This window comes from Sphingomonas changbaiensis NBRC 104936, assembly GCF_000974765.1.
GTDB lineage: Bacteria > Pseudomonadota > Alphaproteobacteria > Sphingomonadales > Sphingomonadaceae > Sphingomonas_B > Sphingomonas_B changbaiensis.
The window spans coordinates 99,827-118,838 of record NZ_BBWU01000051.1 but is presented as its reverse complement, the minus strand read 5'-3'; the positions used below and the strand labels follow the sequence as shown (position 1 = coordinate 118,838).

At 67.6% G+C, this 19,012-nt stretch carries 20 protein-coding genes and 2 riboswitches; of the genes, 16 read left to right on the top strand and 4 right to left on the bottom strand.

Annotated elements, in window-relative coordinates; translation table 11 throughout:
* Positions 1-87: 87 nt before the first annotated feature.
* Together SCH01S_RS14565 and SCH01S_RS14560 are read right to left on the bottom strand one after the other, a co-directional pair.
* Complete coding sequence (locus tag SCH01S_RS14565) at positions 88-609, bottom strand: DUF1993 domain-containing protein (protein WP_046349544.1); 522 nt, start codon at positions 607-609, stop codon at positions 88-90.
* A 21-nt stretch (positions 610-630) separates the two neighbouring features.
* Complete coding sequence (locus SCH01S_RS14560; RefSeq protein WP_046349543.1) at positions 631-1,926, bottom strand: M20/M25/M40 family metallo-hydrolase; 1,296 nt, start codon at positions 1,924-1,926, stop codon at positions 631-633.
* 104 nt (positions 1,927-2,030) lie between these two features.
* Between SCH01S_RS14560 and SCH01S_RS14555 the strand changes: the two genes are divergently transcribed.
* On the top strand, positions 2,031-2,774 hold the full coding sequence (locus tag SCH01S_RS14555) for a hypothetical protein (protein WP_046349542.1): 744 nt from the start codon (positions 2,031-2,033) through the stop codon (positions 2,772-2,774).
* Positions 2,775-2,989: 215 nt separating this feature from the next.
* Entirely contained in the window at positions 2,990-4,288 is a 1,299-nt protein-coding gene (locus SCH01S_RS14550; RefSeq protein WP_046349541.1) for a DEAD/DEAH box helicase, read from the top strand.
* Between the two features lie 143 nt (positions 4,289-4,431).
* Here the strand turns inward: SCH01S_RS14550 and ispH are convergent, their stop codons facing one another.
* Positions 4,432-5,379, bottom strand: a complete 948-nt coding sequence (gene ispH, locus SCH01S_RS14545) for a 4-hydroxy-3-methylbut-2-enyl diphosphate reductase (protein WP_046349540.1) — start codon at positions 5,377-5,379, stop codon at positions 4,432-4,434.
* 158 nt (positions 5,380-5,537) lie between these two features.
* On the opposite strand from ispH, the gene SCH01S_RS14540 reads away from it, so the two are divergent.
* The 10 genes from SCH01S_RS14540 (at position 5,538) to SCH01S_RS16635 (ending at position 14,277) form a co-directional block, all read left to right on the top strand.
* On the top strand, positions 5,538-6,110 hold the full coding sequence (locus SCH01S_RS14540) for a hypothetical protein (protein ID WP_245612284.1): 573 nt from the start codon (positions 5,538-5,540) through the stop codon (positions 6,108-6,110).
* A gap of 53 nt (positions 6,111-6,163) precedes the next feature.
* Positions 6,164-6,631, top strand: coding sequence for a DUF2231 domain-containing protein (locus SCH01S_RS14535; RefSeq protein ID WP_046349539.1), 468 nt, complete (start codon positions 6,164-6,166; stop codon positions 6,629-6,631).
* 20 nt (positions 6,632-6,651) lie between these two features.
* A riboswitch (glycine riboswitch) is annotated at positions 6,652-6,796 on the top strand.
* A gap of 2 nt (positions 6,797-6,798) precedes the next feature.
* Positions 6,799-6,903, top strand: a riboswitch (glycine riboswitch).
* 2 nt (positions 6,904-6,905) lie between these two features.
* Positions 6,906-8,075 (top strand): glycine cleavage system aminomethyltransferase GcvT, encoded by a 1,170-nt coding sequence (gcvT, locus tag SCH01S_RS14530; protein WP_084689596.1) that lies wholly within the window; start codon positions 6,906-6,908, stop codon positions 8,073-8,075.
* Positions 8,072-8,443: a glycine cleavage system protein GcvH gene (gcvH, locus tag SCH01S_RS14525; RefSeq protein WP_046349538.1), complete on the top strand. Its 372-nt coding sequence runs from the start codon at positions 8,072-8,074 to the stop codon at positions 8,441-8,443. The genes gcvT and gcvH overlap by 4 nt, the downstream gene beginning before the upstream one ends.
* 115 nt (positions 8,444-8,558) lie before the next feature.
* Positions 8,559-9,320, top strand: coding sequence for a class I SAM-dependent methyltransferase (locus SCH01S_RS14520; RefSeq protein ID WP_046349537.1), 762 nt, complete (start codon positions 8,559-8,561; stop codon positions 9,318-9,320).
* Positions 9,320-10,678, top strand: coding sequence for an aminomethyl-transferring glycine dehydrogenase subunit GcvPA (gcvPA, locus tag SCH01S_RS14515; protein ID WP_046349536.1), 1,359 nt, complete (start codon positions 9,320-9,322; stop codon positions 10,676-10,678). Before SCH01S_RS14520 ends, gcvPA begins: the two co-directional genes overlap by 1 nt.
* Positions 10,675-12,354, top strand: coding sequence for an aminomethyl-transferring glycine dehydrogenase subunit GcvPB (gene gcvPB, locus SCH01S_RS14510; RefSeq protein WP_046349535.1), 1,680 nt, complete (start codon positions 10,675-10,677; stop codon positions 12,352-12,354). Before gcvPA ends, gcvPB begins: the two co-directional genes overlap by 4 nt.
* A 131-nt stretch (positions 12,355-12,485) precedes the next feature.
* The gene (locus SCH01S_RS14505; protein WP_046349534.1) at positions 12,486-13,361 is read left to right on the top strand and encodes a hypothetical protein; all 876 of its coding nucleotides are present in this window, start codon (positions 12,486-12,488) and stop codon (positions 13,359-13,361) included.
* A gap of 117 nt (positions 13,362-13,478) precedes the next feature.
* A complete protein-coding gene (locus SCH01S_RS14500; protein WP_046349533.1) occupies positions 13,479-14,078 on the top strand; it encodes a DUF938 domain-containing protein in 600 nt (199 codons plus the stop codon).
* Positions 14,079-14,127: 49 nt separating this feature from the next.
* Positions 14,128-14,277, top strand: coding sequence for a hypothetical protein (locus SCH01S_RS16635; RefSeq protein WP_157032998.1), 150 nt, complete (start codon positions 14,128-14,130; stop codon positions 14,275-14,277).
* A 4-nt stretch (positions 14,278-14,281) separates the two neighbouring features.
* Here the strand turns inward: SCH01S_RS16635 and SCH01S_RS14495 are convergent, their stop codons facing one another.
* Complete coding sequence (locus SCH01S_RS14495; RefSeq protein WP_046349532.1) at positions 14,282-15,190, bottom strand: DMT family transporter; 909 nt, start codon at positions 15,188-15,190, stop codon at positions 14,282-14,284.
* 64 nt (positions 15,191-15,254) lie between these two features.
* On the opposite strand from SCH01S_RS14495, the gene SCH01S_RS14490 reads away from it, so the two are divergent.
* Genes SCH01S_RS14490 through SCH01S_RS14475 form a run of 4 tightly spaced genes read left to right on the top strand, consistent with a single transcriptional unit; the run spans position 15,255 to position 18,841 of the window.
* Complete coding sequence (locus SCH01S_RS14490; RefSeq protein WP_046349531.1) at positions 15,255-16,751, top strand: CoA-acylating methylmalonate-semialdehyde dehydrogenase; 1,497 nt, start codon at positions 15,255-15,257, stop codon at positions 16,749-16,751.
* Between the two features lie 37 nt (positions 16,752-16,788).
* Positions 16,789-17,178 carry a RidA family protein gene (locus SCH01S_RS14485; protein WP_046349530.1) on the top strand — a complete coding sequence of 130 codons (390 nt, stop codon included), beginning with the start codon at positions 16,789-16,791 and terminating at the stop codon, positions 17,176-17,178.
* Positions 17,175-17,657: a hypothetical protein gene (locus tag SCH01S_RS14480; protein WP_157032997.1), complete on the top strand. Its 483-nt coding sequence runs from the start codon at positions 17,175-17,177 to the stop codon at positions 17,655-17,657. Before SCH01S_RS14485 ends, SCH01S_RS14480 begins: the two co-directional genes overlap by 4 nt.
* A 41-nt stretch (positions 17,658-17,698) precedes the next feature.
* The gene (locus SCH01S_RS14475) at positions 17,699-18,841 is read left to right on the top strand and encodes an acyl-CoA dehydrogenase family protein (protein WP_046349529.1); all 1,143 of its coding nucleotides are present in this window, start codon (positions 17,699-17,701) and stop codon (positions 18,839-18,841) included.
* Positions 18,842-19,012: the final 171 nt, after the last annotated feature.

Here is a 19,012-nt window from a genome sequence, read left to right as displayed (position 1 = left end):
AAAATAGAAGGGGCTGCGTGAGTCAGTCCTGAACCCGGCGTTCAGCGCCGGTTTAGCCAGGCGCCGGATCGAGGCGAGGCGGCGCGATCAGCTTCCGGGTTGGATGTTCGGCTGCCCGAGATGCTGCAGGAAATCGGGTTTGCCGAGGCTGACGCCAGATGCCCGCAGGATCGCGTATGCGGTGGTCACGTGGAAGAAGAAATTGGGCAGCGCGAAGCCGGTCAGATAGCTTTGGCCATCGAGGCGATAGCCCATACCGTTCGGGAATTTCAGTTCGACCGTTCGGCCGGCGCTGTCCGCGAAGGCGGACGGATCCACGCTTTTCACGAACGCGATCGTCTTGTCGCACCTTTCCCTAAGCTCGGCGAAGCTCGCTTCGGTATCGGGCATTGACGGCGCCTCGACACCGGTTAGCCGCGCAACCGCGAATTTCGCCGAGTCAGAGGCGCTTTGATACTGGAATGTGAGGGGCCGCATGTCGGGCGCAAGTCGCGCCTCGACCAGCTCGGCTTCCGGCTTTTCCGCCGCGGCCTTGTCGAGCCAGGCGCGCATGTTGGTGAGGGCGTTCACGAACACCGGCACCGAGGCTTGGTAGATACCAAAGGACATCAGGGACTCCTCGTCTGCGCCTCAGCGCGATTCCTTGCTGAGCCGGGTCATCAGGATCGCCGCGCGCTTGGCCTGGCGGTGGATCGAATCGAGGTCGACCGTCTCGCCCGGCGCATGATCGCCGTCGCTGTCGGTGCCGAGCCCGACCAGCCCGTCCACGTCCTTGGCGACAAAGGCGATGTCGCCGGCACCGCGCTTCAGCGGGTCGAGCGCGGGCATCGCCTTCAGCCCCAGGTCGGCGTTCACGCCGTTCAGCTTTTGCAACAGCGCCCGATTGCCCTCCGTCGGCGCCATCGCCGGATAGCCGGGATCGAAGCTGATCTCTGCCTGCGCGCCCGGATAGGCGCGGCCGACGATCGCCTTCATCTTGGCCTCGACCCGGTCGCTTTGCTCGTCGGACAGGGTGCGGATGTCGCCGCGGGCGAGCGTAATCGACGGTATGATGTTGGTCTTGCCCGCCGCCGTGGCGCGGATCTGGCCGGCGTCGAACGCGGCCTGGGTGCCGCCCGCGATCAGCCCGACATTGTAGGTCAGGTTGGGCTCGCGCAGCTCGTCGCGAAAGGCAGAGATGATGCGGCTCGCCGCATAGATCGCGCCTTCGCCCGCTGACGGCGTGAAGATGCCGCTCGAATGGCTGCTCTTGGCCGTCACCTTCAAGGTCCAGCTGATCGAGCTGCGGCGCGCGATCGAGCCATAATCCTGGCCGTCGATCACCGACAGGGCCTCGAAATCGAGCGCGGCGTCCGCGCGCTTGCCGGCAGCGACCAGGTCGCGCCGCGAGATGCTGTGCGGGTCGCCCGAATCCTCTTCGTCGCCGGTCAGCACGATCTCGATATCGGCGTCCTTCAGCGTGCCCGCGGCCTGCATCGCGCGCAGGGCCGCGACCATCACGACCATGCCGCCCTTGTCGTCGCCCGCGCCCGGACCTTCCGCCTTCTCACCCTTGCGCACGAATGTCTGGAACGGCGAGTCCTTCTCGAACACCGTATCGAGGTGCCCGATCAGCAGCATCCGCTTGCCCTTGCCGTTGCCCTTGTGGACGGCGACGATGTGGCCGGCGCGCTTGACCTCGCCCATCGGGATCCAGGTCACCTGAAAGCCCAGCGGCTCCAGCTCGGCGCGCATCATCTCGCCGACCTTCGTCACGCCCTCGATGTTCAGCGAGCCCGAGTTCTGGTTGACCAGCTTTTCGAGCAGCGCGACCGACCGCTCATATTCGGCATCGACGGTCTTGGTCATTTTCTGCTCGGCCGGGCTCAGCGCGGCAAGGACAGGTGTGGCGGCGGCAAGCAGCAGGGCGGCAGGCAAATATTTCAAGGCGACCTCTCAATTCTTATGTGCAGCGGGCGGTTTGCAGAAGCGCGCTCGTGTCGACAAGCCCCATGGCTGCTCTTACGGTCGCTGCGCAAGAAGGGGGTTCTATGCGCACGCTGATCCTTGCACTGGTGCTGGCCTCGTCGCCCGCCTTTTCGCAGACCGTCGCCGGCGAACAGCGCGTCGCCATCAGCGCCGAGCAGACGGGCGATGCGCCGACAGCGCTCGCCGCCGCCGGCCGGCTGGAGAAATCGGCCGACTATGCGGACCGTTCGCTGGCGCTTCAGATCCGGGCGCAATTCCTGCCCAGCGCCGAATTCCTGAAGCTGCCGGAACCGACCTCGGACCAGTTGCTGCTCCACCAGATCTGGCGGGCGCTTCGGATCCAGGCCATGGCGCGGGGCGGGCAAGTGGATCAGGCCCGCGACGAGCTGGCGCTGATGCGCAAGGAGGCGCTGCGCGATAAATTCCTCGGCAACGAGCCGCCGCAGTTGCGGATTGCCGAGCACGTCGCCGTCGCGCGCATCAACTATGCCACGAAGAATTACCGCGGCGCCGCCCAGCGCTTCGGGCGCGCTGCGGAGATCGAGGCGAAGGCCGATGCGCCGATCTGGCTCCAGCCGCTCGATGCCGCCGTCGGCGCGTCGCTGCTGAAAGCCGGCGACGCCCACGAAGCCTATGCCGCGTTCGGCCGTGCGCTTGCCCGCCAGCCCGACAATGTCTGGGTGCTCTGGGGCCGCGCTCAGGCCCAGGCCGCGCTGGGCGACGCCGCGGCGAGCGCCGCCACGCGCGCGCAGGTCGACACGCTTTGGAAAGGCGACAAGGCGCTTCTCACGCTCGATCGGCTTTAGCGCCTTGCTTCCGCCGTAATGGGCCTCCATATGACCGTCGCGCACGGGGCCTGGCCCCGATGGTACGGCAGCGTGAACAGCTCGAATACGAGCCCGGCCGCACCGCTTAGCGCTCCCTGCAACAGGCTTCCCTTTTCACGCGGGTTGTCAAACCAACCCCGCGTCATGCGGCCGCGCGACTGCGCGCGCCGCCTTGCGCATTTTGCGAGTATTTCATGACCAATTTCACCGACCTCGGCCTCGCCGAGCCCATTCTCAAGGCGCTCAATGCCAAGGGCTACGCGACCCCGACGCCGATCCAGATTAAGGCGATCCCGCCGGTTCTCGAAGGCCGCGACCTGTGCGGCATCGCCCAGACCGGCACCGGCAAGACGGCGGCCTTCGCGCTGCCTGCCCTCGACTATTTCGCGCGCCACCCGAAGCCGACGCCGATCGGCGGCTGCCGGATGCTTGTCCTCTCGCCGACCCGCGAGCTGGCGGCGCAGATCGCGCAATCGTTCCGCGACTATGCGCGCTTCATGCGGCTGTCCGTCGAAACCGTGTTCGGCGGCGTTCCGATCGGGCGCCAGATCAACAAGATGCGCCCCGGCGTCGACATCGTCGTCGCAACCCCCGGCCGCCTGCTCGACCTGATCGACCAGCGCGCGCTGACGCTTCGTGACGTCGAAGTCTTCGTGCTCGATGAGGCCGACCAGATGCTGGACCTGGGCTTCATCCATTCGCTGAAGCGGATCAGCCAGATGCTGCCGAAGCAGCGGCAGACCCTGTTCTTCTCGGCGACGATGCCGAAGACGATCGCGGAGCTGGGCGACCGCTTCCTGACCAATCCGGTCAAGGTCGCGGTGACCCCCGTCGCCTCGACTGCCGAGCGCGTCGAGCAGTTCGTGACCTTCGTCAACCAGGCCGAGAAGCAGGCGCTGCTGACGCTGACGCTCAAGGCCGAACCGATCGATCGCGCGCTGGTCTTCACCCGCACCAAGCACGGCGCCGACAAGGTCGTGAAGCATCTCCAGGCGGCCGGCATCGGCTGCGCGGCGATCCACGGCAACAAGTCGCAGCCGCAGCGCACCCAGGCGCTGCAGGCGTTCCGTTCGGGCGAGATCAAGATCCTTGTCGCGACCGACATCGCCGCGCGCGGCATCGATGTGTCGGGCGTCAGCCACGTCTTCAACTTCGAGCTGCCGAACGTTGCCGAGCAATATGTCCACCGCATCGGCCGCACCGCGCGCGCCGGGCGTGACGGTATCGCGATCAGCTTCGTCGACGGCGAGGAGCGCGCCTATCTGAAGCAGATCGAACGTCTGACCCGCGTCCAGCTCCAGCCTGTGCCGCTGCCCGAGAATTTCGAGGCGCAGCGCGCGTCATTGCCGAAGCCGGTCCAGGCCAAGCCGACCGCCCAGCGCCGCCACGAAGAGCAGCGCGCCCGTCCCGCCGGCGACCGGCCGAAGCGCCCGTTCCGCGGCCGCCGCTCCGGCGTCGGCGCGCACAAGGGCGCCGTGAAGCGGGCCGGGTAAGAACTCCCTCCCCCTTGTGGGGAGGGCAAGGGGAGGGGGCCGGCCCGCGTCTGCGGGCCGAGAAAAGTCTTTGTTGGCGAGCCCGGCTTCGCCGATCTCGCGCCCCCGCCCAACCCTCCCCACCAGGGGGAGGGCTATAAAGGCTACGCCGCCTGCAATTCGCGCGGGAGCTTGAAGACCATCTGCTCGCGGGCGGTCTCGACCTGCTCCTCGTCGACCGCATAGCGTTCGGCGAGGCGGTCGACGACTTCGCGGACCAGCAGTTCCGGTGCCGACGCGCCGGCGGTCAGGCCCAGCGTCGACACGCCCTCCAGCCAACCGAAATCGACGTCGCGCCCGCGCTGGACGAGCATCGCCCGTGCGCCGGCGCGCTCGGCGGCTTCGACCAGCCGCAGCGAGTTGGAACTGTTCGGGGCTCCGATCACCAGCATCGCGTCGCACAGTGGCGCGATCGCCTTGACCGCCGACTGGCGGTTCGAGGTCGCGTAGCAGATATCCTCGCCGCGCGGACCGTGGATGTTGGGGAAGCGCCGCTTCAGCGCGGCGATGATCTCCGCCGTGTCGTCGACGGAGAGTGTCGTCTGGGTCAGGAACGCCAGATTGTCCGGCTCTTCGGGCGCGAGCGCCGCCACGTCGGCGACGGTCTCAACCAATGTCATGCGGCCCTTGGGCACCTGGCCGAACGTGCCGATCACTTCCGGATGACCCCTGTGCCCGACGAACAGGATATGGCGCCCCGCTGCGACCAGCCGCTCCGCCTGGCTGTGCACTTTCGACACCAGCGGACAGGTCGCGTCGAGGTAATCGAGGCCGCGCGCCTCGGCTTCTGCCGGCACCGATTTCGGCACGCCGTGCGCGGAAAAGACGACCGGCGCGCCGTCGGGCACGTCCTCCAATTCCTCGACGAAGACGGCGCCCTTGGCCTTCAGCGCGTCGACGACGAAGCGGTTGTGGACGATTTCGTGGCGCACATAGACCGGCGCGCCAAGGCGCTCGATCGCGAGTTCGACGATCCGGATGGCGCGATCGACGCCCGCGCAAAATCCGCGCGGAGCCGCGATCAGCAGCTTGAGCTTGGTTAGAGAGGACATGATTGCTCCCCTTAAGCGATTGCTTGCCTGCATCAAAGCGCCTTCCTATGCTTTTGCGCGTCTTTCCCGCTCCCGAGGATCCGTCTTTGTCGCTTCGCCTTGCCCTTGCCGCTGCCGCCATTGCCCTGACGCTCGGGGCCTGCTCCCGAAACGGCGAGATGGATTATCTGGGGGGGATCCGCATCGCCCGCACGACCTGTCCGGCGGTCGGCGTGCCCGCCTACACCGGCGACATCACGCTGTTCGACCCGCCGCAGAGCCGCGATGCGCGCGCGATCGACGTCACCGCGACGATCACCAACCTGCGCACGACCTGCGACGAAACGAGCGGCCCCGACGTGATCGCCAACACCACGTTCGACGTCATCGCGCGCCGCCGCGATAGCAGCGCGCCGCGCGAAGTGGTGCTGCCTTATTTCGTCACGATCGTGCGTGGCGGCAACGTGGTCGTCGCCAAGCGGATCAGCCGCGTGTCGCTGAATTTCGCCGCGGGCCAGGATCGGGCGCAAACGACCGGCCTGGGGTCGAGCATCATCAGCCGCTCGGCGGCGACGCTGCCCGACAAGGTTCGCGAGGAGATCACCCGCAAGCGCAAGGCCGGTGAGGAAGACGCGGCGATCGATCCCTTCTCCCGGCCCGGCGTCCGCGCCGCAGTTGCCCGCGCGAGCTTCGAGCAGCTGATCGGGTTCCAGCTCACGCCGGACCAGCTTCAGTACAACGCGACGCGCTGACGTCGGAACGGGGGCGTTTCCTCCCGCGTTCGCGCGGGAAAGAGGATCGCCCGATGGAACGCTTCCGCAGCACGGCCAGGATCGCCGGTCACCCGATTCACCCGATGACGGTGATGTTCCCGGTCGTGCTGTTCCTGCTGGTCTGGGTTTGCGACCTGATGTTCTGGCATCGGCACGACCTGGTCTGGGCGACGCTGGGCATGCTGGCGCTTGCGCTCGGCATCGTGCTGGCGGCGTTTGCGGCCATATTCGGGCTGATCGACTATTTCGGCGACGCCCGCATTCGCGCGCTTCCTGCCGCGCATCATCACCTGGTCGTGAACCTTCTCGTCGTCGGCATCCAGGTCGCGAACTTCATCTGGCGGATGAACGGCGGCCCCGCCTATGTCGTGCCGACCGGCCTGGTGCTCTCGACCGTCGTGGTGCTGCTGCTCGGCTATTCGGGCTGGCAGGGCGCGACGCTCGTCTATCGGCACGGCGTGGGCGTTGACTCCGGCGCGGACCCCGGCCAGAGGCGCTGACGTCGCCGGCGGGCAACCGCCGGGCGTTCGCGGGAGAGTGAGGCAGGGCCCGCTCAAATCGTAGGCGGCGCAAGCCGACGGTTCGATTTGAGCAACAAGGACCCGGCTTCCGCCGAAGGAGCAACCGCCCCGGAATCTCTCAGGTCAAAGGACCGCGACCGCCTGTTCAGCGACACTCTGGAAAGCGTCCGTGCGCCAGTGCGGGCCACCGAAGGGGTAAGTCGGGTTTGCGCCCGGTGAAAGCTCTCAGGTCCCGTGACAGAGGGGGCAGCGGATGCGTTTCGATCAAGGGACGCGGCTGCCGGTCACGGAGGCGAGTGTGAGCGAGACGGAAGACCTTCCCCCCCAGAGCCTGCCGCTGGACGGCTGGCACCGCGCGCGCGGCGCCCGGATGGTGCCGTTCGCCGGCTACAACATGCCGATCCAGTATGAAGGCATCATGGCCGAGCATCTCTGGACGCGCGAGAATGCCGGGCTGTTCGACGTCAGCCATATGGGCCAGCTGCTGATCAGCGGTCCCGATGTCGATGCGGAGCTGGAAAAGCTCCTTCCGGCCGACGTGAAGGGCCTGGGCGTCGACAAGATGCGCTATTCGCTGCTGCTGAACGACAGCGGCGGCATCCTCGATGACCTGATGCTGACGCGTCAGGCGGACGGCTTCTACATGGTCGTGAACGGTGCGACCAAGTATGACGATATCGGCCATATGCGTGAGCATCTGCCCGACGAGATCACGCTCAATCACCTGGAGGAAAGCGCGCTGCTGGCGCTGCAGGGCCCGAAGGCCGGCGAAGCGCTCGCGCGCATCCAGCCCGAGGTCGCGCGGCTCTATTTCATGGAAGCGGGCGCGTTCGACCTGGACGGCGTCCCCGCCTGGATCAGCCGCTCCGGCTATACCGGCGAGGACGGGTTCGAAATCTCGATCGCCGCAGGACACGCCGAGCGGATCGCGGACCTCCTGTGCGACCAGCCCGAAGTAAAGCCGATCGGCCTCGGCGCGCGCGACTCGCTGCGGCTGGAAGCAGGCCTGCCGCTCTACGGTCATGATCTGGACGAAGAGACGACGCCGATCTCCGCCGATCTCGGGTTCGCGCTGCAAAAGCGCCGCCGCGAGGAAGGCGGCTTCCCGGGCGCCGAGCGCATCCTGCTGGAGCGCGAACAGGAGCCGGTGCTGAAGCGCGTCGGCCTGCTTGTCGAAGGCCGCCAGCCGGTGCGCGAAGGCGCCGCGGTGGTCGATGCCGACGGCAACGAGGTCGGCAAGGTCACGTCGGGCGGCTTCTCGCCCAGCCTCGAGCGGCCGATCGCGATGGCCTATGTGCCTGCCGCCTCCGCCGTGCCGGGCACCAAGGTGCGCCTCAACCAGCGCGCAAAGATTTTCGAGGCGGAAGTCGCCGCCATGCCGCTTGTCCCCCACCGCTATCACCGCAAGGGAGCCGCCAAATGACCCGCTATTTCACCAAGGATCATGAATGGATCGAGGTCGACGGCGATGCCGCGACCGTCGGCATCACCGATTACGCGCAGAGCCAGCTCGGCGACGTCGTGTTCGTCGAAGTGCCTGATGCCGGTCGCCAGCTGTCCCAAGGCGGCGAAGCGGCGGTCGTCGAATCGGTCAAGGCCGCGTCGGACGTCTACGCGCCGGTCTCCGGCACCGTCACCGAAGGCAATGCCGCGCTCAGCGACACGCCCGACCTGGTCAACACCTCGCCGGAAGCGGACGGCTGGTTCTTCAAGCTGACGCTGTCGAACCGTTCCGAGCTGGACGGGCTGATGGATGAGGGCGCGTACAAGGAATACGTGTCCGGGCTGTGAGCCGATTTCCCCTCCCGCTTGCGGGAGGGGTTAGGGGTGGGCCTGCTAGAAGCGCCGCGCCCCTGACGTTCCCACCCCCGGCCCCTCCCGCAAGCGGGAGGGGAGGAGAAACAGGATGCTCAACCCCACCTCCCGCTGGTCCCCGACCGATTACGCGAAGAACGCCGCCTTCGTGCCGGAGCTTGGCCGCGCGGTGGTGGAGCTGCTGGCGCCCAAGGCGGGCGAGCGCATCCTCGATCTCGGCTGCGGCGACGGCGTGCTGACCGAGGCGCTGGTCGCGGCCGGCGCGGAGGTGGTCGGCGTCGATGCCTCGCCCGAGATGATCGCCGCCGCCAAGGCGCGCGGTCTCGACGCGCGCGTGATGGACGGGCAGGCGCTCGACTTCGACGGCGCGTTCGACGCGGTCTTCTCGAACGCCGCGCTCCACTGGATGCTCGACCCCGGCGCCGTCGCGCGCGGCGTGTTTCGCGCGCTGAAGCCCGGCGGCCGCTTTGTCGGCGAGCAGGGCGGGGCAGGGAACATCGCCCAGCTTCGCGGCGCGCTGCGCGAGGTGCTGACGGCGCGCGGCTATCCGGTGCCGGGCGAAGACCCGCAATGGTATGCCTCGCCCGCGGAGTTTAGCGGCATCTATTCCGATGCCGGTTTCGCCGATATCGAGGCTTGGCTGATCGACCGCCCGACGCCGCTCCCGGCGGGCGCCGCCGCCTGGTACAAGACCTTCCGCGCCGGCTTCCTCGATTCCGCGCGTGTCCCCGAATCCGAAATCGATGCCGTTACCGCCGAGGCCGAAGAGCGCGCCGCGCCCGCGCTCAGGCAGCCCGACGGCCGCTGGATCGCCGATTACGTCCGCCTCCGCTTCACGATGAGAAAGCCCTGATGCGTTACTTGCCCCTCACCCCCGCCGACCGCAGCGCGATGCTGCAGGCTGTCGGCGCCAAGTCGATCGACGACCTGTTCGTCGACGTGCCCCAGGAAGCACGGCTGTCGGACCCGATCGCCGGCCTGCCGAACCATGCCTCGGAACTCTCGGTCGAGCGCCAGCTTGCCGCGCTCGCCCGGCAGAATACCGTGGCCGGCGAGGTGCCCTTCTTCCTCGGCTGCGGCGCCTATCGTCACCACGTGCCGGCGACCGTCGATCACATCATCCAGCGCGGCGAATTCCTGACCGCCTACACGCCCTATCAGCCGGAAATCGCGCAGGGCACGCTGCAGATGCTGTTCGAGTTCCAGACGCAGGTCGCGCGGCTGCTCGGCTGCGACGTCGCCAACGCCTCGATGTACGACGGCTCGACCGCCTGCTGGGAAGCGATCACGATGGCGCGCCGGATCACGCGTCGCGCCAAGGCGCTGATCTCCGCCGGCCTCCACCCGCATTACGTCTCGGTCGCGAAGACGATGGCCCGCTTCACCGGCGATGAGCTGCACACCGCGCTGCCGAAGCTGGAGGCGAACACCGACATAGGCACGTTGATCGGCCAGATCGACGGCGACACCTCGTGCGTCGTGGTCCAATATCCCGACATTCTCGGCCGCGTCGCCGACCTGTCGGAGCTCGCCGCCCGCGCGCATGAGAAAGGCGCGCTGCTGGTCGCGGTCGTCACCGAGCCGGTCGCGCTCGGCCTGCTGAAGTCGCCCGGCGAGATGGGCGCGGACATCGTTGTCGGCGAAGGCCAGTCGATCGGCGTCGGCCTGCAGTTCGGCGGGCCCTATGTGGGCCTGTTCGCGTGCAAGGAGAAATTCGTCCGCCAGATGCCGGGCAGGCTTTGCGGCGAGACCGTCGATGCGGAGGGCAAGCGCGGCTTCGTGCTGACACTTTCGACGCGCGAGCAGCATATCCGTCGCGAAAAGGCGACATCGAACATCTGCACCAACTCGGGGCTGTGCGCGCTCGCCTTCTCGATCCACATGACCTTGCTCGGCGAAAAGGGCCTGCGTGGCCTTGCCGAGCTGAACCACGCCGGCGCGGTCGCCGCGGCGGAGCGGCTGGCCAAGGTGCCGGGCGTCGAGCTGGTCAACACCAGCTTCTTCAACGAGTTCACGCTGAAGCTGTCGAAGGAAGCCCGCCCGTTGGTCCGCCGCCTCGCCGATCGCGGCATCCTCGCCGGGGTGTCGCTGGGCCGTCTCTATCCCGGCGTCGACGCGCTGGAGCACGGCCTCGTCGTCGCCGTCACCGAAACCACCACGCCGGAGGATGTCGAGGCCTTGGCTTCCGCCCTCCAGGAGGACCTCGCATGAGCATGAACCGCCAGGGCCGCGTCTCCCGCCCCGAAGGCGAGACCGCCGCCAACACCGAAACCTTCACCGGCAACCGCGCGCTGATGCTCGAAGAGCCGCTGATCTTCGAGATCGGCGACGAGCACACGACGGGGGTCGACCTGCCCAGCCTAGCTCCTCCCCGGAACGGGGAGGGGGACCATGCGAAGCATGGTGGAGGGGTCGCGAGCGAAGCGAGCCCTTCGGTACCTCGACCCCTCCACCACGCGCCTGACGGCGCGCGGTCCCCCTCCCCGTTCCGGGGAGGAGCAGGGCTGGAGCGCGTCCGCCCGATCGGCCTTCCCGGTCTCTCCGAGCCCGAAGCGATCCGTCACTACACCCGCCTGTCGCGGCAAAATTACGCAATCGATCTCGGCCTGTTCCCGCTCGGATCGTGCACGATGAAGCACAATCCGCGGCTGAACGAGAAAGTCGCGCGGCTGCCCGGTTTCGCCGACATCCACCCGCTTGCACCCCAGGAAACGGTGCAGGGCGCCTATGCGCTGATCCACCTCGTCGCCGACTGGCTGTGCAAGCTCACCGGCATGCCCGCGGTCGCGATGAGCCCGAAGGCCGGCGCACATGGCGAGCTGTGCGGCCTGCTCGCGATCCGCTCGGCGCTGGAAGCGCGGGGCGATGCGCGCTCCGTGGTTTTGGTCCCGGAATCGGCGCACGGCACCAATCCTGCGACCGCCGCCTTTGCCGGCTATGCGGTCGAGAACATCCCAGCCACGCCCGAGGGCCGCGTCGACTTCGAAGCGCTGAAGCGCCGGCTCGGGCCCGATGTCGCGGCGGTGATGATCACCAACCCGAACACCTGCGGGCTGTTCGAGCGCGACATGAAGCGGATCGCCGACGCCGTCCACGCCGCCGGCGCGTTCGTCTATTGCGATGGCGCGAACTTCAACGCGATCGTCGGCCGCGTCCGCCCGGGCGATCTTGGCGTCGACGCGATGCACATCAACCTGCACAAGACCTTCTCGACTCCGCACGGCGGCGGCGGCCCAGGCTCCGGCCCGGTCGTCTTCTCGGCGGCGCTGGCGCCGTTCGCGCCGCTACCGTTCGTCGAGAAGCAGGGCGATCACTATCACCTGGTCGAAGAGGAAACGGCTGAGGAGCATCACGCGCACAGCTTCGGCCGCATGGTCGCGTTTCACGGCCAGATGGGCATGTTCACTCGCGCCGCCGCCTATATGCTGAGCCACGGCGCCGACGGCCTGCGCCAGGTCAGCGAGGATGCGGTGCTGAACGCGAACTACATCCTGCGCTCGCTCGACGACCTGCTCGACGCGCCGTTCGGCGACAGCGGGCCGTGCATGCACGAGGCCCTGTTCTCCGACGAGGGCATGGCCGAGGGCTTCACCACGCTCGACATCGCCAAGGGCCTGATCGATGAAGGCTATCACCCGATGACGATGTATTTCCCGCTCGTCGTCCATGGTGCGATGCTGGTCGAGCCGACCGAGACGGAGTCGAAGGGCAATCTCGACCAGTTCATTGGCGCGCTCCGCTCCGTCGCCGCGCGCGCGAAGAACGGCGATCCAGCGCTGAAGGCGGCGCCGCATTTTGCGCCGCGCCGCCGCCTCGACGAAACGCTCGCGGCCCGCAAGCCGGTGCTGGTCTGGAAAGACCCGGAGGTCGCGCAGGCGGCGGAGTAGGGCTCCCCCGGCGCTGGTCGAACAAGAGCCGCCGCCGGTCGGTTCGTCGAACCGGGGCCGCCGCCGATAGAAGCCGCGTTGTTCCTCCCTTTCGTTCGCGCTGTTGAGCGGCGCGAAACGAGGGAGGATCAATGCGTCACCTGCTGTTCTGTGCGCTGGCTCTGGCCACGCCGCTTGTGCCCGTGGCTGCGAAGCCGGCGCCGGTCGCGGCGTCGCAGGCCGCCTATCAGGCGCTGCTTGCTGCCGATCGCGGCTGGTCCGACAAGGCCAGCGACAAGGACCTGGTCTCCGCGATCACGGCCATGATGGACTCACAGGCCGTGATGATCTCGGGCGGCGCGTCGGAACTGATCCGTGGCCCCGAAGCGATTCGCGCCCGGCTCGCGGCCAAGCCGGAGAATCTGGTTTCGGCGGTCGAATGGGCGCCGGTCGGCGGCGGCATCTCCGCCGACGGCAGCCACGGCTTCACCTATGGCACGATGACCGTCCGCCCAAAGCAGGCTGCGCCGCAGCCCCTCAAATATCTCGCTTATTGGGTGAAGCGGCCGGACGGCTGGCGCGTCGCCGGCTACAAGCGGCTCGGCATGCGCGAGGCGGTCGCGCTCACGCCCGCGGGCCCGATCGTCGGCTGGGGCGCGACCCGCCCGGACGATGCCGGTGCGACGCTGAAGGCGTCCGAAGGCGCCTTTTCCGATGAGGCGCAGAAGATCGGCCTGCGTGCCGCCTTCCAGAAATGGGGCCGCGCGGACTCGATCAACCTCGGCAGCCCGGACGGCCTCGCGGTCGGCGCGCAGGCGATCGGCGAGCTGGTCGGCCCACCCGAACCGGTCAGCTCCGTCACTTGGGCCGCCGACGAAGTGATGGTCGCGCCGTCGGGCGACATGGGCCTCAGCTACGGCCTGCTCCACATCAACCAGCCGAAGCCCGGCGGGCCGACAGTGGTTCCGTTCTTCACGATCTGGGCCCGACCGGCGCCGGGCGATCCGTGGCGGTATGTGGCGGAATAATCCGGCAAGTCCGTAGAGAACCGGTTTGGGCTGAGCCTGTCGAAGCCCTCCCTTTCTTTTTCTGAGCCGAAGGAAGAAGGGAGGCCTTCGACAAGCTCAGGCCAAACCGGATTTCAGGTGCCGAACCCTCACGCCCGCCACGCCCCCGCGACCGCGCGTAACCGCGAGCCGATCCTCGCCGTCCTGCGCGATAGCCTCCCCACATCCGGCCTGATCCTCGAAATCGCCAGCGGCACCGGCGAGCATGTCCGTTTCTTTGCCGAGAGCTTCCCGCAGCTGGAATGGCAGCCGAGCGATCCCGATCCGGACGCGCTCTCCTCGATCGCGGCCTGGAGCGAAGGTGTCCCGAACATCCGCCCGCCGCTCCAGCTGGACGCGCGCGACCCCGACTGGCCGATCGCGGCGGCCGATGCGATGCTCTGCATCAACATGGTCCATATCAGCCCCTGGGCCGCGACCGAGGGCCTGTTCGCCGGCGCCGCGCGCCTGCTTCCGCCGGGTGCGCCGCTCTATCTCTACGGCCCGTATCGCCGCACAGCTATGCCCACCGCACCCAGCAACGAAGCGTTCGATGAGTCGCTGAAGGCACGCGATCCGGCCTGGGGATTGCGGCAGCTCGACGACGTGATCGCGCTTGCCGAGCGCGTCGGGCTCCGCTTCGAACGTCTGGTCGAAATGCCTGCCAACAACCTGTCGGTGATCTTCAGGCGCTTGTAGCGGATGCCGCAGCTTTTCCCGTCCGCACAGGGCTGCTAAGGGTCCGCATATGAAATTGGCGCTCGCAATGGTTCTTCCGGTGCTGGCCGGCGCGGTGTTCGTCTCGCTCGGGCTGCTCAAGGAAGCGGTCGGTGTCGGGCTCGCCTGCGCGCTGCTCTCGATTGTGCTCGTCATGACGGACAAGCCGCTTCGTCCCTAAGTGTTCAGTCCGTCGCGACTGCGCCCGCGGTCCGTTCGCGGTGCAGCTTCTGCTCGCGATACACGATGTAGAGGCCGCTCGCGATGATCAGCGGCGCGCCGAGCCAGAGGTGCGGGCTCGGCACGGTCGAAAAGACCAGCCAGCCGATCAGCGCCGACCAGACCAGGCTCGAATAGTCGATCGGCAGCACCACGGAAACCGGGGCGAGCCTCAGCGACGCGGTCGAGGTCAGCTGGGCAAGGCCGCCCATCAGGCCCAATGCGAACAGCAGGCCGAACGTCCAGCCGTCATGCGCCTTGCCCAGCACCGGCATCAGCGCGCCGAAGGGAAGGGCGGAGAGGATCGTGAACCAGAACACGGTCGTGGTCGCGCTTTCGGTGCGGCCGATCTGACGCAGCGTGATGTTGATCGCAGAGACGACAGTGGCCGCGACCAGGCCGACGGCGATCCCTTCGGGCGGCAGCGTCGATCCGCCGGGCTGCACGACGATCAGCACGCCTGCGAAGCCCAGGATCACGGCGCTCCAGCGGTGTGGCCCGACCGGCTCTTTCAGCACGACCGCCGACAGGATCGTCGCGAAGATCGGCACCGTGAACAGGATCACCGTCGCCTCCGCGATCGGCAGCAGGGTGAAGGTCAGGAAGTTGAGCGCCATGCCGGTCATGCCCAGCACCGTGCGCCAGACATGGGCGCCCGGCCGTTGCGTCCTGACCGACCGGAATCCCGGCCCCCAGCCGACCACGCCCAGGACCAGCGGCAGCGCCAGTGCCTGGCGGTAGAACAGGCTTTCAAACAGCGTCACGCCATGCGCGTCCGCCAGCTTCACGATCGCGAACATCGCCGTCAGCGCAAGCGCGGTGACGAGCCGCAGCAGGATTGCGAGCAGACGACGTTCGGCGGGGGCGGATGTCACGCCGCGTCCCTTGTCCCGAAAGCGCCGAAAGGGCTAGGGGCAAGGGGAAGAAAGGACTCACATCATGCGTGACATCGATCATCATATCGTCGGCGGCCCCGGCGGTTCCTCCAGCCGTTTCGGCGAGGTGTTTGACCCGAATTCGGGCCAAGTGCAGGCCCGCGTCGCGTTCGGCGACAAGGCTGCGCTCGACCGCGCCGTTGCTGCCGCCGAAAAGGCGCAACCGGGCTGGGCCGCGACCAATCCGCAGCGCCGCGCGCGCGTGATGTTCAAGTTCAAGGAGCTGGTCGAGGCCAACCTCGAGGAACTGGCCCATCTGCTGGCGTCGGAGCACGGCAAGGTCGTCGCGGATGCGCGCGGCGACGTGCAGCGCGGGCTCGACGTGATCGAGTTCTCGGCCGGCATCCCGCACGCGCTGAAGGGCGAATATACCTATGGCGCGGGGCCTGGCATCGACGTCTATTCGATGCGCCAGCCGCTGGGCGTGGTTGCCGGCATCACGCCGTTCAACTTCCCGGCGATGATCCCGATGTGGATGTTCGGCGTCGCGATCGCGGTCGGCAACGCCTTCATCCTGAAGCCGTCGGAGCGCGACCCGTCGGTGCCGGTCCGCCTCGCCGAGCTGATGGTCGAAGCGGGGGCGCCCGAAGGCATCCTGCAGGTCGTCCACGGCGACAAGGAAATGGTCGACGCGATCCTCGATCACCCGGCGATCTCGGCGGTGAGCTTCGTCGGCTCGTCCGACATCGCGCACTACGTCTACCGGCGCGGCGTCGAGAACGGCAAGCGCGTCCAGGCGATGGGCGGCGCCAAGAATCACGGCATCGTCATGCCCGATGCAGACATGGACCAGGTCGTGAAGGACCTCGCCGGCGCCGCGTTCGGCTCGGCGGGCGAGCGCTGCATGGCGCTCCCGGTGGTTGTGCCGGTCGGCGAGAAGACCGCGAACGAGCTGCGCGAGGCGCTGCTCCCCGCGATCGCCGCACTACGCGTCGGCGTTTCGACCGATCCGGATGCGCATTACGGCCCGGTCGTCAACGCGGCGCACCGGCAGCGCGTCGAGAACTGGATCCAGACCGGCGTCGACGAAGGTGCGGAGCTGGTCGTCGACGGCCGCAATTTCACGCTCCAGGGCCATGAAGGCGGCTTCTTCGTCGGGCCGAGCCTGTTCGATCACGTCAAGCCGACGATGCAGAGCTACAAGGAGGAAATCTTCGGACCGGTCCTCCAGATCGTCCGCGCGCCGGATTTCGAAACGGCGCTGAAGCTCCCGTCCGACCACCAGTACGGCAACGGCGTCGCGATCTTCACCCGCAACGGCCATGCGGCGCGCGAGTTCGCGGCGCGCGTCAATGTCGGCATGGTCGGCATCAACGTGCCGATCCCGGTGCCGGTCGCCTACCACAGCTTCGGCGGCTGGAAGCGCTCGGCGTTCGGCGACATCAACCAGCACGGCATGGAAGGCGTCCGCTTCTGGACCAAGACCAAGACCATCACCCAGCGCTGGCCCGATGGCTCGGTGACGGGCGAAAACGCGTTCGTGATCCCGACGATGGGCTAAAAATCCTCCCCTGAAGGGGGAGGGCAAGGGAGGGACAATGACCGAACGCCAGCGCACTGCCTCCGCCTCGCCCTACGAGGAGACGATCGGCTTTTCCCGCGCCGTTCGCGTCGGCGACCGCATCCTCGTCTCCGGCACGGCGCCGGTCGAGGCGGACGGTTCCAGCACGCCCGGCGATGCCGAGGCGCAGGCGGACCGCTGCTTCGACATCATCGTCGACGCGATCCGTCAGCTCGGCGGGGCGCGGACGGATATCGTGCGGACGCGGATGTTCATCACCGACGCCGCAGACGGCGAGGCGATCGGCCGCGCGCACGGCCGCCGCTTTGCCGATGTGCGGCCGGCAGCGACGATGGTCGTGGTTTCGGCACTGCTCCGCCCCGAATGGCGGGTCGAAATCGAGGCTGAGGCATTGGTCGGCGAATGACCAGGCTGCTCGTCCTTCCGCTGCTCGCGCTCGCTGCGTGCCAGGCGAACGCGCCCGACAATGCGGCAAACGACGCCATCGCCGCCAATCAGGCCGCGGCGCCGGTCAAGGATATCGAAACGCTGCCGCCCGACGAGACCGTCGTCGAGCCGGACAACGCCGATGTCGCAGAGGCGGCGATCCCGAAAAGCATGCGCGGCCGCTGGGGCCTCGTCCCCGCCGACTGCACCTCCACCCGCGGCGACGCCAAGGGCCTGCTGACAATCACGCCCGACACGCTGCAATTCTACGAATCGCGCGCGAAGCTGACCAAGATCGTCGGCAACTGGCCCGAAAAGCTGAAAGCAGAGTTCGCCTTCACCGGCGAGGGCCAGAGCTGGACGCGCACCGAGACGCTGTCGCTGACCAACAGCAGCAACACCCTCGTCCGCGAGGACAAGGAGTTGCCGAAGCCGCTGCGCTATACCCGCTGCCAGTGAGCCTCTGGCGGCGGCCCCCAAGCCTCTGCTAGGCGCCCTCCATGACTCAGTTCGACCTGACCGACGATCAGCGCCAGATCCAGGAAATGGCGCAGAAGTTCACCGCCGACGCGATCACGCCGTTCGCGGCCGAGTGGGACGAAAAGCACATCTTCCCCCGCGACACGATCAAGGCCGCGGCCGAGCTCGGCTTCGCGTCGATCTACGTGTCGGAGGAGATGGGCGGCATCGGCCTCGGCCGGCTGGAAGCGGCGCTGATCATGGAGGCGATGGCCTATGGCTGCCCCTCGACCAGCGCCTTCATCTCGATCCACAACATGGCGAGCTGGATGATCGACCGGTTCGGCTCGGATGCGGTGAAGCAGAAATACCTGCCCAGCCTCGTCACGATGGACCGGATCGCCAGCTACTGCCTGACCGAGCCCTCGTCCGGCTCCGACGCCGCGGCGCTGAAGACCAAGGCGGTGCTGGACGGCGACCATTATGTCGTGACCGGTTCCAAGGCGTTCATCTCGGGCGGCGGGCAGAACGAAGTCTATGTGACGATGGTCCGCACCGGCGTTGAAGGGCCGAAGGGCATCACGGCCCTTGTCATCGAAAAGGACATGCCCGGCGTCAGCTTCGGCGCCAACGAGCGCAAGCTCGGCTGGCATTCGCAGCCGACCGCGCAGGTCAATTTCGACGGCGTGCGCGTGCCGGTCGAAAACCGCGTCGGCGCGGAAGGAGAGGGGTTCCGGATCGCGATGATGGGCCTCGACGGCGGCCGGCTGAACATCGGCGCCTGCTCGCTGGGCGGCGCGCAGCGCTGCCTCGACGAGGCGGTCAAATACACCAAGGAACGCAAGCAATTCGGCACCGCGATCGCCGATTTCCAGAACACGCAGTTCATGCTGGCCGATATGGAAACCGAGCTCCAGGCGGCGCGCATGCTGCTCTACACCGCCGCCGCCAAGGTGACGGCGAACGCGCCGGACAAGACCAAGTTCGCCGCAATGGCGAAGCGCTTCGCGACCGACACTGGCTCGTCGGTCGTCGACCGCGCGCTGCAGCTGCACGGCGGCTATGGTTATCTGATGGACTATCCGGTCGAACGCTTCTGGCGCGACCTGCGCGTCCACTCGATCCTCGAAGGCACCAACCAGGTCATGCGCATGATCGTCGGCCGCGAGCTGACGCGGCAATGACGATGGTTCACGCGGAGGCGCGGAGGCGCGGAGAAAAGAAGGTGTTGTTCACGCGAAGACGCGAAGACGCGAAGATTGGTGAGGCGAAGCCTCAGAATCACTGTCGCGTTGGGGCAAGGCGATCCGCTTCGCGGAGTTCTCTTCGCGCCTTCGCGTCTTCGCGTGAACCCC

Bases quoted from the DNA above. Each gene is read 5' to 3' on its own strand.
- SCH01S_RS14565 (WP_046349544.1), bottom strand. From the start codon at position 609: ATGTCCTTTGGTATCTACCAAGCCTCGGTGCCGGTGTTCGTGAACGCC.
- SCH01S_RS14555 (WP_046349542.1), top strand. From the start codon at position 2,031: ATGCGCACGCTGATCCTTGCACTGGTGCTGGCCTCGTCGCCCGCCTTT.
- SCH01S_RS14550 (WP_046349541.1), top strand. From the start codon at position 2,990: ATGACCAATTTCACCGACCTCGGCCTCGCCGAGCCCATTCTCAAGGCG.
- ispH (WP_046349540.1), bottom strand. From the start codon at position 5,379: ATGTCCTCTCTAACCAAGCTCAAGCTGCTGATCGCGGCTCCGCGCGGA.
- SCH01S_RS14540 (WP_245612284.1), top strand. From the start codon at position 5,538: ATGGATTATCTGGGGGGGATCCGCATCGCCCGCACGACCTGTCCGGCG.
- SCH01S_RS14535 (WP_046349539.1), top strand. From the start codon at position 6,164: ATGGAACGCTTCCGCAGCACGGCCAGGATCGCCGGTCACCCGATTCAC.
- gcvT (WP_084689596.1), top strand. From the start codon at position 6,906: ATGCGTTTCGATCAAGGGACGCGGCTGCCGGTCACGGAGGCGAGTGTG.
- gcvH (WP_046349538.1), top strand. From the start codon at position 8,072: ATGACCCGCTATTTCACCAAGGATCATGAATGGATCGAGGTCGACGGC.
- SCH01S_RS14520 (WP_046349537.1), top strand. From the start codon at position 8,559: ATGCTCAACCCCACCTCCCGCTGGTCCCCGACCGATTACGCGAAGAAC.
- gcvPA (WP_046349536.1), top strand. From the start codon at position 9,320: ATGCGTTACTTGCCCCTCACCCCCGCCGACCGCAGCGCGATGCTGCAG.
- gcvPB (WP_046349535.1), top strand. From the start codon at position 10,675: ATGAGCATGAACCGCCAGGGCCGCGTCTCCCGCCCCGAAGGCGAGACC.
- SCH01S_RS14505 (WP_046349534.1), top strand. From the start codon at position 12,486: ATGCGTCACCTGCTGTTCTGTGCGCTGGCTCTGGCCACGCCGCTTGTG.
- SCH01S_RS16635 (WP_157032998.1), top strand. From the start codon at position 14,128: ATGAAATTGGCGCTCGCAATGGTTCTTCCGGTGCTGGCCGGCGCGGTG.
- SCH01S_RS14490 (WP_046349531.1), top strand. From the start codon at position 15,255: ATGCGTGACATCGATCATCATATCGTCGGCGGCCCCGGCGGTTCCTCC.
- SCH01S_RS14485 (WP_046349530.1), top strand. From the start codon at position 16,789: ATGACCGAACGCCAGCGCACTGCCTCCGCCTCGCCCTACGAGGAGACG.
- SCH01S_RS14480 (WP_157032997.1), top strand. From the start codon at position 17,175: ATGACCAGGCTGCTCGTCCTTCCGCTGCTCGCGCTCGCTGCGTGCCAG.
- SCH01S_RS14475 (WP_046349529.1), top strand. From the start codon at position 17,699: ATGACTCAGTTCGACCTGACCGACGATCAGCGCCAGATCCAGGAAATG.